Here is a 14,592-nt window from a genome sequence, read left to right on the forward strand (position 1 = left end):
ATAAGTAGCTAAAGATATAAAAAAGCGCCAGGGTAGGCGCTTTTTTTATAGGTTACTTTTACTGCTGCTTTCCACTCGCTAGCGTTTATAAAGCTTCGGCAGTGAGCCCGAACGCTTTGCAGGTGATGTGTCATCGAGAGCGTTTCGCAACGATTGGTATAAGGCTTTACCACCCACCCATTTCGGTTTAGAAGCACTGAATAAGCTTTGCTGTAAGCCATTTAATTGCTGTTGTAAATCGGTATCAGGCTGATTACCGGCTGCGGTCCACCGAGCCAGGTCAGTTAGCGATACCAACCGTTTGCCATAGTGCTGTTGTGCCCACTTGCGTAAAAACTCATCGGCTTTGCGCGCGTGATTGTCAGCGCAGGCCTTTTGGAAATTACGCCATTGCTGACTACCGGTTAAAGACCGCTGTGTCGACTGTTGGCGCTCGATGTGCAGCGGCTTCGGTTTATTTCTGCGCCAGATAAAGGCCAGATTGCCAATTAATGACAGTAGCAGCAGGACGACTAATATCCAGATTGCCCGTTGACCGGCAAGTTCAGACAAAGATGATGCCGACGCTTTTTCAGTTTCGTCTGTTGCTGCCTGTTCTGGTGCCTTGGCAGGTTGTGCTGGTTCAGCTTTGGGCTGTTTAGGCTCTGTTTGATCCAGGGTGCTAGCCACCCCCTCAACGTTGAGAGTGACTGCTTCTGTGCGCGCCGTATCCCGTTGTTGCCGTTTCGTGTTAAACCACGGAATTTCGATGGCAGGCAAAGTCAACTGACCGGGATTATTGGCAACGATAGCAAAACTCGTTGTTTTTTGCGCAATAGTAACGCCGTTGCGTACGAACTGGTTGGTTTCTTCATTATCCGGATAAACTCGTATCGAATCAGAGAAACTAGGTTCAATTTCAGGTAACTGCTCTGGTTTTACGCCCACGGCGGTCAGTTGGTAGGTAACAGTTATGGGCTCTCCCACTTTAATTCTTTCGCGATCAGGCGCTAGGCTTTGGGAGATAGTTACTAGCTCACTGGGGAGCCAGTTACCACGCCAGTTATTGGGTATTGGTTTTACCTGCAACTGAATTTCTTCACCAATGGTACTGACGGGTTGCGTGTTTGAGAACGAGGAAAAAATAGAACGCTGGCCCTCGGCGTAGACTTCGCCCTCGAATTGCGCCCCCTCAATAGAAAAATTACCGGACTTGTTGGGTGTTATCTGAAATGTTCTCTGGTAAACCTTATAGCGCCGACCATTGATCATTTCTGAGGACTCTTCGTCCTGGCCAATTTGGCGGATATCAGCATTGTCCATTTGAGGGGGCATTAGGTTGCCCTTATTTAAGTCAGCAGCCAAATAGAGGCGAACAATATAGGTTAAAGGCTGTTGTAAAAAGACCTGCTTGCTATCGACGGTCGTTTCAATAAACGCAATTTGCTGAGAGCGGTCGCTGGTATCACTGCCTGCCGCTAAGACCTCCATATTGATGGGTTTTGATTGGACATCATTAATGCGGATAGCGGGAATGACGTAGTCGCCAGGTTGCTCGGCAATGAGTACCGTGGTGAATCGAGTTAATTTGCTCAGTTCACCGTTACGAATAGATGTTTGGCGGCTGACCGATGTTCTGCCGACGATAAAGTCATTCAACAGTCGCTGGGGCTCAAATGCCGAATTGTCGACATCATCGTTAAAGGTAACAGTGAGTATAAAGGACTCGTTGGCGATGACCGGGTTTTTGTCCACGGTGGCTTCAATTTCTGTTACTTCAGAACGTACCGAGGTACTAAACACGAGTCCCAAAAGCAGTATGAGCAGGGCGCTTATCCTCACCATTTTTTCTTTTCTCCTTGCGGTTTAGACGCACGCCGCTGATTACGGCGTTGGCTCTCTAATAACATTTTATTACGCAGTAAAATACTCGGGTCGTCTGGTATCCGCTTCATCCACTGCTCCAGTTGCTGAGCCTTTTCCGGATCAATATCATCATTAAATTGAACTCGTCGATTACGGCGCTGATCTGACTCTGGCTGTTGTTGCCCAGCTTCCGGTTGCTGTTGCTTGCCTTCTTGCTGCTGTTTTTGATCCTGTTGTTGCTGCTCGTTATCTTGTTGCTGATCCTGCGACTCATCCTGCTGTTGTTCTTCAGAGTTACCGGACTGAGAGTCTTGCTGTCCCTGGTTATTGCCTTGACTCTGTCCTGACTGATCACGACGGTCCTCGCCTTGCTCGCCATCGTCCTGCTGCTCTTGGTTTTGCTCTTGCTGCTCGCCTTGTTGCTGTTCTTGTTGTTCTAGTAGCTGCTGCATGAGTTCCAGGTTTTGCTGAGCTGCCTGCCAATCGGGTCTTTTATCCAACGCAGTTTGGTACGCGTCTGTGGCCGCATCAAATTGCTCGAGTTGAGCCAGTGCATTGCCGCGGTTATACCAACCCTCGGGGCTATCACTTTGCGCAAAACTATCGGCGGCAGCCTGGTAGTCACCAGCGCGATACTCAGCAGCACCACGTCTCAATGGCTGTTGACTGAGCTCAGCCGCAGTCTGATACTGCTTTTGTTGGTACAACTGTTGAGCTTGTTGCTCGACATTCAACCACCATGAAGAAGCGTCGTTGCTAGTCTGCTGCTGAGCGAAGCTGGTTGGGCTGTACAAAGAAAGCGGTAACCAAGTTAGTAGCAGCCATACCCCGAGACTACCACCCCGACGCCAACTGAATAGCATTAAAGGCACCAACAATAAGGCCAGGAAAGGACCGTTATCGCGCCACTGATCACCCTGTTGTTGTTGCTCTGAGTCTTTGCCTTCGCGAGTTAGCGGGGGTTGTGCAATAAAGGCTTTGATATCTTGATTATCGCGACGCACGGTTTGGTAGACTCCTCCCGTTAGCTCAGCCAAATCTTGTAGCCGGGAAGGCGTTAATTTGGCAATTACAGCCTGATTGAACCGGTCTTTAACTAACTGGCCGTCGGCGTTGCGAATAGGTGCTCCCTCGGTAGTGCCAATACCCAGCACAGAAACGCGATGGGGCTGTTTGCGTAGATAATTACTTAAGCTATTGAGCTCGCTGCTATCAATGCCGTCTGTTAACCAGTAAATGTCACCCTCGGCATAACCGGCATTGGAGAGCAGTTCGTCAGCCAGTTTTAGTGCTCGCAGTGGCTCACTGCCCGCCACTGGCATGATGCCAGGAGATAAAGAAGGTATCAGGTTTAGCAAATTATTATTGTCCGCCGTGAGCGGACTAATAGTAAACGCGTCGCCGGCATAGGCAACCAAGCCCGTGTCGCCGTCGAGACCCGACTTAACTAGATCCATCGCTTTAAACTGTTGTTGAGTAAGCCGGTCTGGCTCGATATCAGTGGCTAACATTGATGGTGACATATCCATTATCACCACTTGTCCGGTTTCTAGTTGATAGACCGGCTGAGGTAGCCGCTCCCAGGTAGGTCCAGCCAGGGCAACCGAACTGACCAACCAAAAAAGGCCAAGCCGATGTGCTGACCAGCTTGTTTTGCTGCCTGCTGAGTTGACCAATACTTGAGACAAATGTTGGGGTAACCACTGGTGCCAACCCGACTGAGTTTTTTGCACAACCAATAGTCGCCAATAAAATAAAGCTAAAGGAAGTAGCGCTAATAACCACCATGGGCGGAGAAAATGAAAATCAGCCATTTCGCTGCCTCCAGGGACGATAATGGAATAGGGCGATCATCACCATCAGTAGCAACGCTGCTGACAGAGGCCAGAAATAGAGTGCTTGACGAGGCCTAAGTTGCTGAGGCGAACCGGCAATAGGTTCCAACTCATCCAGCAGCTGATAAATGTCTTCCAATTCCTGAGTACTGCGGGCACGAAAGTAGCGACCGTCAGTGGTCTCTGCAATACGCTGCATTAATGGAACATCTAAATCACGACTTGGATTAACCCGTCGCTGACCAAAAAAGCTATCGACAACCACTTCTTCTGCACCGACTGCAATTGGGTAAATTCGAACGTCATAGGCGTCAGCTAATTCAAGTGCTTGATCAGGTGTTAAATTACCGGCCGTATTTTGTCCGTCGGTGAGCAGTACCAGTACCCGATTAGTTTCTTCTTTACCGCGAAAGCGTTTAACCGCAAGTGCGATCGCATCGCCAATAGCTGTACGCTCGCCAACCAAGCCTAACACCGATTCATTAAGCATCTGCTGGACGGTGTCGCGGTCGTAAGTCATAGGGGTTTGTAAAAAGGCGGTGTCGGCAAACAGAATCAAACCGAGCCGGTCGCCCTCGCGACGACTGATAAAATCACCTAATACCGATTTTACCATGGTTAAGCGGTCAACACTTTTACCGTTAAGCTGCATATCAGCGATTTCCATGCTGCCGGATAAGTCGACGGCCAGCATAATTTCGCGTCCTTCTGAGCGCACGGGCAATGGTTCACCTAGCCACTGTGGCCGGGCAACGGTACCAATAACTGCCAGCCAGCAAAGTGCGAGGAGCAACCACATCAGGGGTTTGGCACGCATGCTTTGCTGAGCATTGTCTAAACCGTTAAGAGCCGGAATTCGGATGGCACTCAGCGGTTGGCTTGTTGCTGGCAGAAAATAACGTATCAACCAGGGCAACGGTATGAGCAGGAACATCCAGGGCCAGGCGAACTCAAACATGGCGCTGCTCCTGTTTTGCTTGCTTATGAGCTTGTCGAATCCAGCTGTCTGCAAGTTGCTGATATTGCTGGATCAGTTCAGTGTTTACCGGTTTATAAAGTAATTCGTTACTGTGCTGCAACAACGACTGAAACTGTGGTTGTTGATCAGCACCAAGGAAGCGCAGCCATTGCTCGCCATTTAAAGAGGCAACTGTTTGTCGCGAATAGTAGGCCAACGCCACTTGTTTGCATAATAACGTAATATCACTGGCAGACGGGCGCTGTAGCGCGTTTAGATAGCTCAGTGCGATGCGTTGCGGGCGTGTTGACCGATAGTGCCGCCAAACTGCTATTGCGGTTAGTAATAGAGCAATAAGCGTGACGACAGCAATAATGATTAACGGCCAGGCAGGAGGCCACCAACTGGCGCTCTGGGGCTCGACTATGTCGTTTAGTTGTTGCAAAGAAGCTTGCTGCATTCACTCGGTTCCGTAGTTACTCAGTTAGCGTAAATCAGACCATTGTTGCTCTAGGGCTATGGCCGAATTGACATAAGTTAATGGCAGCCCATGCTGCTCAAACACGGTCTGCTGATGTTGTTGTCGCGCTTTCGCATGCTGTTGATAACGCTCGCGTTGGCGTCTGTCAGACAAATTTAATTGTGCCTGCTGCTCGCCGTCGAAGACTGCTAGTGGTTGTGCCGAGTAGCCTTTCGGTAGCTCTCGCTCCATTGGGTCGTACACCTGGAAGCAACGCACAGAATTGCGCCTATTAAGACGCGCCAGGTGCTCCAAAAGTTCCTCATCAAAGCGCTGAAAGTCACTGATAATATTGACTAAGCTACCCGGTTTTACGAGTTTCTGCAGCCGCGCTACGGTGTCTTTTAAAGGCATCGTGTGAGGTTTCTGCTGTCGTTGCCAACGGTCAAAGCTGTCTTCATGCACGGTCAATAAACTGTGCAGTAAGTGCAGCACTCCAGCTTGCCTTGCTGCCGGTTTATGTTCGCGGTGTTGCCAACCGTTACTGATAATACCGCCGACCCGGTCGCCACGTTGCTGTGCTTGCCAGGCTAGCGCAGCAAGCAAATGACAAGTCTGCACGGATTTAAACAGCAGCTGGCTACCGAATAGCTGGGTCAGCGCCAGGTCTGCGACTAAGAAAACCGGTCGCTCTTTCTCTTCACGGTAAAGTTTGGTGTGGGGTTTACCCGTACGTGCGGTCACCCGCCAATCGATTGAGCGAATGTCATCGCCGGCCTGATAATGGCGGACTTCATCGAATTCCATACCCCGGCCCCGGGTTTTACTGACTAAGGGTCCGGCCTGGCTTACCGCTGGTAAGTTGCGACTGTGACGAGCAAATGCCGGTAACTTCGCACGATAATACATGAGCTCCTGCATTTGCGGCTGAAGCCCGTTACTGTGGAATTTGTTTAACCAGAATTGCGACTGCTCAGACTGCATAGTAATTAAGGTGCCGGAACCAGTGAAACAATTTTGTCGATGACCTGATCTTGAGTAACACCGTCGGCCTCGGCTTGGTAACTAATAATAATGCGGTGGCGCAAACAGTTGTGCAGCACGCTGTTGATGTCGTCAGGTGTGACGAAGTCACGGCCATCCAGCCAGGCACTTGCCCGCGCACAACGTTCAAGCGAAATTGTTGCCCGAGGACTGGCGCCATAAGCTATCCAGCTGGAGAGCTCAGCGTCGTAGTTGGCCGGTTGGCGACTGGCAATAATCAGCTGCACTAAATAGTTTTCAACGGCTTCGTCCAGATATATCTGCATGACTTGTTGGCGCGCCTGAAATAGCTGTTGTTGAGTCAGTGGGGTTGGCATGGCTGCTTCCCCTTCCAGTACTTCGCCGCGATTTAAGCGTAGAATTTTTTGCTCTGTTTCAGCGTCGGGGTAACCGAGGCTTAAGTGCATTAAAAACCGATCAAGCTGGGCTTCTGGTAACGGATAAGTGCCTTCTTGTTCGAGTGGGTTCTGGGTCGCCAGCACCATAAATAATTCGGGTAATGGATAACTGCGCTGACCAACAGTGATTTGTCGTTCGGCCATTGCTTCTAGCAGAGCGGACTGCACTTTTGCCGGAGCTCGGTTGATTTCGTCCGCGAGAATTAAATTATGAAATAAAGGACCCTGCTGAAATTCAAAAGTACCAGTTTCGGGGCGATAGATATCGGTACCGGTTAAATCAGCCGGCAATAAGTCAGGAGTAAACTGGACCCGATGAAAGTCGCCTTCGATACCCTTAGCCAGGGCCTGAACTGCACGTGTTTTAGCAAGTCCTGGGGGGCCTTCGACCAAAAGGTGGCCGTCGGCAAGTACGGCAATCAGGAGATTACGGGTAAACTCGGGTTGGCCGAGTACCTGTCGATCCAGAAATTCGTGTAATTGCTTAAAATGTGATGCAGCCATGAGACTCCTGTACCTGTTATCTGTTACTACCTATGCTATTTTTAAAGCAGTGGTTTTATTGACTATGACACCGATAGTAACACTTTAATCAAAACGATGGTTTTAATCTGCCCTGTAAACCGCTAGAATTTGTAACAAAATCTATTGTGGTCAGACCAGTTTTGGCCGTCCAATTTAATAGGGAGATAGCATATGGCAGCAACACAAGCGTTGCGTACCCCAAATGGTGATCGTATCGCCATTGTGGCTGGTTTGCGAACACCGTTTGCACGTCAGGCGACTGATTTTCACGGTGTGCCCGCGTTAGATCTTGGGAAAATGGTGGTGCAGGAGTTAATCAACCGCACTGGTATTGAACCGGGGGTGGTGCAACAATTAGTGTTCGGGCAAGTGGTACAAATGCCTGAGGCGCCAAATATCGCTCGCGAAATTGTACTGGGTACACAATTGCCGGTAGATGTCGATGCCTATAGTGTGACCCGAGCCTGTGCAACCAGCTTCCAAACTACCGTTAATGTGTTAGAAAGTATGATGGCGGGTAATATTGAGGTTGGTATCGCTGGCGGCGCCGACTCGTCGTCTGTGCTACCAATTGGTGTTAGTAAACGATTAGCAAGGGCTTTAGTCGACTTAAATAAAGCGAAGAGTCTGGGTCAGCGCCTGAGTATTTTACGCCGCTTAGGCTTTAAGGATTTATTGCCAGTACCGCCTGCTGTTGCCGAGTATAGTACCGGTCTAAGCATGGGTGAAACCGCCGAGCAAATGGCAAAAACTCATAACATTTCGCGCGAAGACCAGGATCAGTTAACCGCTCAGTCTCACCAAAAAGCGCAACAGGCGTGGGACGCAGGATGGCTAAACGACGAGGTAATGACTGCCTACCCAGAGCCCTATAAAAAGCACATCGACCGCGATAACAATATTCGTGGCGACAGCTCAATCGAAAAACTATCAAAACTAAAACCGGTGTTTGACCGCAAACATGGCTCGGTTACTGCCGCGAACAGTACGCCGCTGACTGATGGTGCTTCGGCTGTCATGTTAATGACAGAAAGTCGCGCCAAAGAGCTTGGTTATAAACCGCTCGGCTTTATTCGCAGCTATGCTTTCACTGCTACCGGCGTAGAGAAAGATATGCTGATGGGACCATCCTATGCGACGCCGTTGGCATTAGAGCGAGCGGGCATGAAGCTGGCCGATCTGGATTTGATTGATATGCACGAAGCCTTTGCGGCGCAAACGTTAACCAACATGAAAATGTTCGGGAGTAAAGAATTTGCCAAGCAACACTTAAACCGCGAGCAAGCGATTGGTGATATCGACCCTGAAAAATTTAATGTGTTGGGTGGTTCTATCGCTTATGGTCACCCGTTCGCGGCGACTGGAACGCGGATGATCACACAGATGCTGTATGAACTGCGCCGGCGTGGTGGCGGTACAGCACTAACAACAGCTTGTGCGGCTGGTGGTTTAGGCGCGGCAATGATTTTGGAGAGTGAATAATGAGTGAACAAAAAGCATTCTCGCTGGATATCCGCGATAATGGCATTGCGGTGATTACTATTGATGTCCCGGGCGAATCAATGAACACCTTAAAAGATACTTTCGCTGACGAAGTCGGGACATTGTTAAATCGGCTGGAAAGTGAATCAGATATTAAAGGTGTGGTTTTCATCAGCGGTAAGCCGGGTTCGTTTATCGCCGGTGCCGATATCAACATGATTAATGATTGCGAAACTGCCGCTGACGCAGAAAGTCTGGCGCGTAAAGGACAGGCAATGTTTGACCGGATCGAACAGTTGGATGTGCCGGTTGTAGCGGCTATCAACGGCGCCTGTTTAGGTGGTGGGTTGGAGTTAGCAATGGCTTGTCATGTGCGGGTGGCTAGCGATGAGAGCAAGACTCAGCTGGGTCTGCCAGAGGTGCAGTTAGGCTTATTGCCAGGCTCAGGGGGAACCCAGCGGTTACCAGAACTGGTTGGTGTACAGCAAGGTTTAACCATGATGCTTACCGCAAAACAACTGCGTGCTAAGCAGGCTAAGAAAGCCGGCTTAGTGGACGAGGTTGTGCCTAATTCAATTTTACTTGAAGCGGCAATGAAGCACGCGCTTAAATCAAAACCAAAGCGCACCAAAGCGCCGCTTAAAGGCGTCAGTAAATTACTGGAAGCTACCAGCTATGGTCGCGGTATCATATTTAAGAAGGCGGCTGAACAGGCGCAGAAAAAATCGCAGGGGAATTATCCAGCGATTGATAAAATTATTGAAACGGTCCGTACCGGCGTCGAAAAAGGTCGTGAAGCTGGTTTTGATCAAGAAGCAAGAAGTTTTGGTCAGTTGGCTATGACCAATGAATCTTACCAGTTACGGCAAATTTTCTTCGCCACTACGGAGATGAAAAAGGAGACCGGTGCTGATGGTGTTAAGCCAGCCGAGACTCATCGCGTGGGTGTTTTAGGAGGTGGCTTAATGGGCGGTGGTATTGCCTATGTGACAGCTGCTAAAGCCGGACTGCCTGCTCGAATCAAAGACATTGCAGCCGACGGTATAACTCATGCCTTACATTACAGTTACGAGCGGTTGAATAAAAAAGTTAAGCGTAAACATATGCGCCGCGCCGAGCTTGAGCATACCATGCTTAAGTTGAGTGGAACGCTTGATTACAGCGGTTTTGAGCGCATAGATGTGGTGATTGAAGCGGTTTTTGAAGACCTTGATTTGAAACAAAAGATGGTTGCGGATATTGAGCAACATGCAAAGCCGGAAACTATTTTTGCAACCAACACCAGCTCGCTGCCTATTACTCAAATTGCTGAGAAAGCAAAACGACCTGAAAATGTTATCGGTCTTCATTACTTCTCCCCGGTTGATAAAATGCCGCTGGCAGAAATTATCACTCATCAGGGTACTTCAGACCAGACCATCGCGACCACTGTGGCCTTGGCCAGAAAACAGGGTAAAACTCCGATTGTTGTAAAAGATGGTGCTGGTTTCTTTGTTAACCGTATTTTAGCGCCTTACATGAACGAAGCAGCGCGCTTGGTGTTAGCCGGAGAGCCAATAGAGCACGTTGATAAAGCATTAGTGAAATTTGGTTTCCCGGTAGGACCCGTTACCTTGCTTGATGAAGTGGGCATAGATGTGGGTGCCAAAGTTGCCGGGATTTTGCGCAAAGAACTGGGGGAGCGGTTTGAGCCACCAGCGGCTTTCGACAAGTTGATGGATGACGATCGTAAAGGTAAGAAGAATCAAAAAGGGTTTTATCAGTATGGTAAAGGCGTTAAAGGTAAACCCGTCGACAGCTCGGTATATTCGTTGCTGGACATTGAGCCTAAACAGCAGTTAGACCGCGAAACAATCGCTGAATTGTGTGTGCTTCCAATGCTCAATGAAGCGGCATACTGCCTGCAAGAGGGCATTATTCGAAGTGCCCGCGACGGCGATATTGGTTCTGTCTATGGTATTGGTTTCCCGCCTTTCCGTGGAGGTCCGTTCCGTTATATGGACGAAATTGGTATCGGCACGCTGGTAGCTAAGCTTGAGAAGCAAGCTGAAAAGCGTGGCGACCGTTTTCAGCCTGCGCCTTTATTAGTGGAAATGGCAGAGCAGCAGCGCCGCTTTTATTAAAGCGTCGTTGAAATTTGATGGTGTTCGATGAAGCGGATGAACTCATCCGCTTGCATCGGCTTAGCAAAATAGAAACCTTGGATATATTCACAACGTAGTGTTTTTAGAATCTCTAATTGAGCTTTTGATTCGACCCCTTCAGCGACCACCTTCAGGTTTAAGTTGTGAGCCATCGCAACAATTGACGCGACCATATTCCGGTCTTTATCGTCACTGGTGATGTCATCCACAAAGGCTTTATCGATCTTTAACGTATGGATGGGGAAACGCTTAAGATAGGCTAATGACGAGTACCCTGTTCCAAAGTCATCAAGTGCCAGTTGGACGCCCATATCCGCCAGGTTTTCAAGCATAGTAATTGCGCGTTCGGGATCAGCCATTACCATTCCCTCGGTAATTTCAAACTCAACATGCCGTGGATGTAGCTTTTCTTCGGCTAAAATATTTTCTATCTGGAAAGCTAGGCTCGATGTTAAAAACTGTCTCGCTGACAGATTAATCGCAACATTTCTTGGAGCGCCTTGGAGTTTCAAAAAGCGCAGCATGTCGCGACAGGCAATGCGCAATACCTGTTCGCTTAAGGGAACGATTAAACCGGTTTCTTCGGCTAGCGGAATAAATTCAGCCGGACTAACCAGCGTGCCATCTTCGCGTCGAATTCTAGCAAGCGCTTCAATGCCAGCGATATGCTGTGAAGGCACTTCTATTTTGGGTTGGTAGTGAACTTCTACTCGGTCTTCGCGAATCGCGCCGCGCAATTCATTTTCAGTTTTTAAGCGTTGAATTGCATTTTCGTTCATCGATTGACTGAAGAACTGATAGCAGTTCCCCCGCCGTTGCTTAGCATGGTACATGGCCGTATCGGCTTTTTGTAAAAGCTCCTGCGAGGTGCTGGCGTCGTGGGGATAAAGCACTATGCCAATAGAACTGCCAATAACAACCTCATGACTTTGTATTTGATAGGGGTGGGCAATTTCTTGGTTAATCTGGTTCGCCAGTGCACTGATAGTATTTATATTAGTGCTGTCTTCTACTAATAGACCAAACTCATCGCCGCCGAGGCGATATAGAGTATCCTGCCGGCGCCCAATATCCGTTAAACGCTCCGCTACGCGGCATAGCAATTCATCACCAATTTCGTGACCAAGCGAGTCATTAATTTTTTTAAAGTCGTCAAGGTCAAATACTAACAACGTGTGAGGAACTTTTTTACGCACTAAGTTGGAATGACTAACTTGAAAGTAGGAACGGTTGGGCAGGCCGGTCAAACTATCAGTATTAGATAATCGGCGTAACTCATTCTCTGTGTGTAACCGCTCGGTAACATCAGAAAAGCTAGCAACAACCAGCTCTAGCTCACCATTATCGTTGGTAACCGCATCGAGTGTTAATTCCATTTGAAATTCGCTGCCATCAGCCCGAATGTCCTTGATTTCACCTCGCCATGAGCCATCCCGCATGACACTGCGTTTTATCTGATTCGCAAACTCTGGTTCGTAGGCAGACAGAACCAGTGGCTGATTGATCGCTTGGTCGCGACCATAGCCGGTAATAGTTTCATACGCTTTATTAACTTCGCGTTTACGGAAAAAGCGATCAAATATACAGATACCATCGGAAATGTTGGTCAACGATAACGCCAGCATATTGAGACGCTCTTCACTATTAATCATCGAACTAATGTCGACCATGGCACCCTGAATGCGGGAGGGGTTACCATCGTTGTCGCTGGCAGTGACCTGAGCTCTATCTAATAACCACAACCAATGACCGTTATTATCCAGCCGATAGCTACACTCCATGTGAGAGGCGCTCCCGTCGAGAAGCTTGGTAAGCTCCTGAGATAGGCGTTTTATGTCTTGTGGGTGAATATTACTGGATGAACCTTCAAGACCATTTCGAATACCATCAATAGGAAAATGTGGACAATGGGGCCAAAGGTTATGACGGTACAACTCACCTTCTTGGACATACCAGTCCCATACTTGGGTACCACTGGTGTTGAGCACATTAGCAAGGTCTGTATTTTGTTGTTGAATGGATTGCTGGCGCTTGCGATTCAGTTTTAGCCAGTGAATAGAGATTAATCCGACGGCTAATATCAATGCTGCATATAAGGCGTAAGCCCAACCACTTTGCCACCATGGCGGTGTTACTGTGATTTCTTGTTGATACCTTAGCTGCCAGTCATTACCGTCTGTCGAGGCCTGGATTTGTAATAGATACTGATCCGCCGGGATTCGTTTAATCGCGATAGGCTGCAATGGGCGAGTGGTATATTGCCATTCGTCTTCTAAATCATACAGTCGGTAACGATATTGAACATTTTCTGGTTGCGGAGCCAGTGGCGATACAAAATCAAGCGTTAACATCTGTTGCTGTTGTCTAAGGTTGACGGCTAATGGCTTGAGCGTTTGTCGGTCTTGTTGTTGTAGCAGCGGTTTTTTACTGACGACTTGCAGAAACTCATTAACTGCGACTGCAGAGTGGCTATTCGCAATCCAAATTTTATCGGGTTGAACCGCCATCCGTAACTCGTGACCTGAGAAAAAAGCATGTTGTTCGGCGACTGGCAACCACCTCTGCTCAGGGATATCAAAGACGAAAAGGCCGCTTGTTTTGGTGGTTATAAAGAGCCGCTCTGCGAATAGTTTGATTTGCCGCACGGTTGCATCTTCGCGGGTTGGTAAAGGGTGGACTTGAATGATTTGCTGCTGTTGGTGGTCATACTTTACCAGTCCGACTGAGGTAGTAAACCACCAATAATTATCCAACCCTTTTTCAACACTCGAAAAGTTTCTGACTGCCTCTGGCAGAACCATAGTATTGAGTTCGGTTGCTATTTCGATATTGACCAGACGCTCGAAGTCCAGTGCTGAATTAGCTCTTGAAAACTGATACAACCCGCCATTTTCAGCGCCTAGCCATAGACGTTGCAGATGGTCGACGGTAAAAGCTGTGATTTGCAGCCCAGGGGGTAAGTTAAGGCTGTGTTGTTGACCCAGATAAGCGGGTTGATTCTGAGGTGTCTCAAGAATACGTATACCGTCAGCTGTTCCTACAAATAAATGACCGTCATCAACATACACCGACCGATAAATAGCAGTATTTGTCGCTAAGTCATCAGAGTTATCGAGCTGTTGTTTAAGACGTAAATTTTCATCGAGTTGAAACATGCCCTGGTCATGAGAAAACCATAATTGCTTGTCGCGACTGAGAATATGGTTAAAGCCATACGACGGCAGAGTATCTGTAATTGGGTTTTGTTGCGTGACTTTAAAAACTTCGTTGCTACTGCCGTCCCAGACAGCGATATCACCATTACTTTGCGCCAGCCAAATCCAACGGTCACCCTGATGGATATTGTCGATGTTGTGCAGCTTCTCGCCATTGTATGCTAATGCTACTGGCTTAGTGTGGTCTTTTTGCAAACGCCAGACGCGACCTTCGCTTAACGCCAGTAGGTGGTCATCAAAGCTTGATATAATACGCTCGACTTCAGCACCGCTGTCATCAGCGGATTGCCCGGTAAGGTTGAACTTAACCATTTGTTGCTGCTGATAGTCGTAGTAAGCCATGCCGCGAGTCGTCGAAATCCACAAGCGCTGGTCGTCAAACCATAAGCTGGTAATGTGGTTGCTGGGCAAATGATTGTCGCCACCTCCGGCAAGGAAGTGCTTAAATTGAGTGCCATCAAAACACTGCAGTCCGTTTCTTGTTGCAATCCATAAAAAGCCGTATGGATCCTGTAACAAGTCGGTGACTGTGTGGCTTGTCATTCCCTGACTAATCGCCCAATGCTTGGTTTGTGCGAGAGATTGAGGGGGATTAGCCGTTGCCGACGGAGGGCAAACTGCAATACCACCCACAACCAATAGGCTAAAAAGAATTCTAACTACTTTTCCAAACAAGATGACATCCT

9 protein-coding genes are annotated in these 14,592 nt (G+C 48.5%); 2 read left to right on the forward strand and 7 right to left on the reverse strand.

What is annotated here, in order from left to right:
• Window positions 1–78 precede the first annotated feature (78 nt).
• The 6 genes from CWI81_RS01360 to CWI81_RS01385 are packed head-to-tail and all read right to left on the reverse strand — an operon-like array spanning window position 79 to window position 7,044.
• Window positions 79–1,824, reverse strand: a complete 1,746-nt coding sequence (locus tag CWI81_RS01360) for a BatD family protein (RefSeq protein WP_126783445.1) — start codon at window positions 1,822–1,824, stop codon at window positions 79–81.
• Entirely contained in the window at window positions 1,818–3,659 is a 1,842-nt protein-coding gene (locus CWI81_RS01365) for a VWA domain-containing protein (RefSeq protein WP_126783446.1), read from the reverse strand. The genes CWI81_RS01360 and CWI81_RS01365 overlap by 7 nt, the downstream gene beginning before the upstream one ends.
• Window positions 3,652–4,638 (reverse strand): vWA domain-containing protein, encoded by a 987-nt coding sequence (locus tag CWI81_RS01370; protein ID WP_126783447.1) that lies wholly within the window; start codon window positions 4,636–4,638, stop codon window positions 3,652–3,654. Before CWI81_RS01370 ends, CWI81_RS01365 begins: the two co-directional genes overlap by 8 nt.
• The gene (locus CWI81_RS01375; RefSeq protein ID WP_126783448.1) at window positions 4,631–5,098 is read right to left on the reverse strand and encodes a DUF4381 domain-containing protein; all 468 of its coding nucleotides are present in this window, start codon (window positions 5,096–5,098) and stop codon (window positions 4,631–4,633) included. Before CWI81_RS01375 ends, CWI81_RS01370 begins: the two co-directional genes overlap by 8 nt.
• A gap of 24 nt (window positions 5,099–5,122) precedes the next feature.
• Entirely contained in the window at window positions 5,123–6,082 is a 960-nt protein-coding gene (locus tag CWI81_RS01380) for a DUF58 domain-containing protein (RefSeq protein ID WP_126783449.1), read from the reverse strand.
• A gap of 5 nt (window positions 6,083–6,087) precedes the next feature.
• The gene (locus CWI81_RS01385) at window positions 6,088–7,044 is read right to left on the reverse strand and encodes an AAA family ATPase (RefSeq protein WP_126783450.1); all 957 of its coding nucleotides are present in this window, start codon (window positions 7,042–7,044) and stop codon (window positions 6,088–6,090) included.
• 192 nt (window positions 7,045–7,236) lie between these two features.
• On the opposite strand from CWI81_RS01385, the gene fadI reads away from it, so the two are divergent.
• Together fadI and fadJ are read left to right on the forward strand one after the other, a co-directional pair.
• Entirely contained in the window at window positions 7,237–8,547 is a 1,311-nt protein-coding gene (gene fadI / locus CWI81_RS01390; protein ID WP_126783451.1) for an acetyl-CoA C-acyltransferase FadI, read from the forward strand.
• Window positions 8,547–10,670: a fatty acid oxidation complex subunit alpha FadJ gene (gene fadJ / locus CWI81_RS01395; RefSeq protein ID WP_126783452.1), complete on the forward strand. Its 2,124-nt coding sequence runs from the start codon at window positions 8,547–8,549 to the stop codon at window positions 10,668–10,670. Before fadI ends, fadJ begins: the two co-directional genes overlap by 1 nt.
• Here fadJ and CWI81_RS01400 read toward each other — a convergent pair.
• A complete protein-coding gene (locus tag CWI81_RS01400; RefSeq protein ID WP_126783453.1) occupies window positions 10,667–14,581 on the reverse strand; it encodes an EAL domain-containing protein in 3,915 nt (1,304 codons plus the stop codon). The genes fadJ and CWI81_RS01400 overlap by 4 nt on opposite strands.
• Between the last annotated feature and the right edge of the window lie 11 nt (window positions 14,582–14,592).

The organism is Idiomarina seosinensis (genome assembly GCF_003987275.1).
In the GTDB taxonomy this organism is placed as follows: domain Bacteria; phylum Pseudomonadota; class Gammaproteobacteria; order Enterobacterales; family Alteromonadaceae; genus Idiomarina; species Idiomarina seosinensis.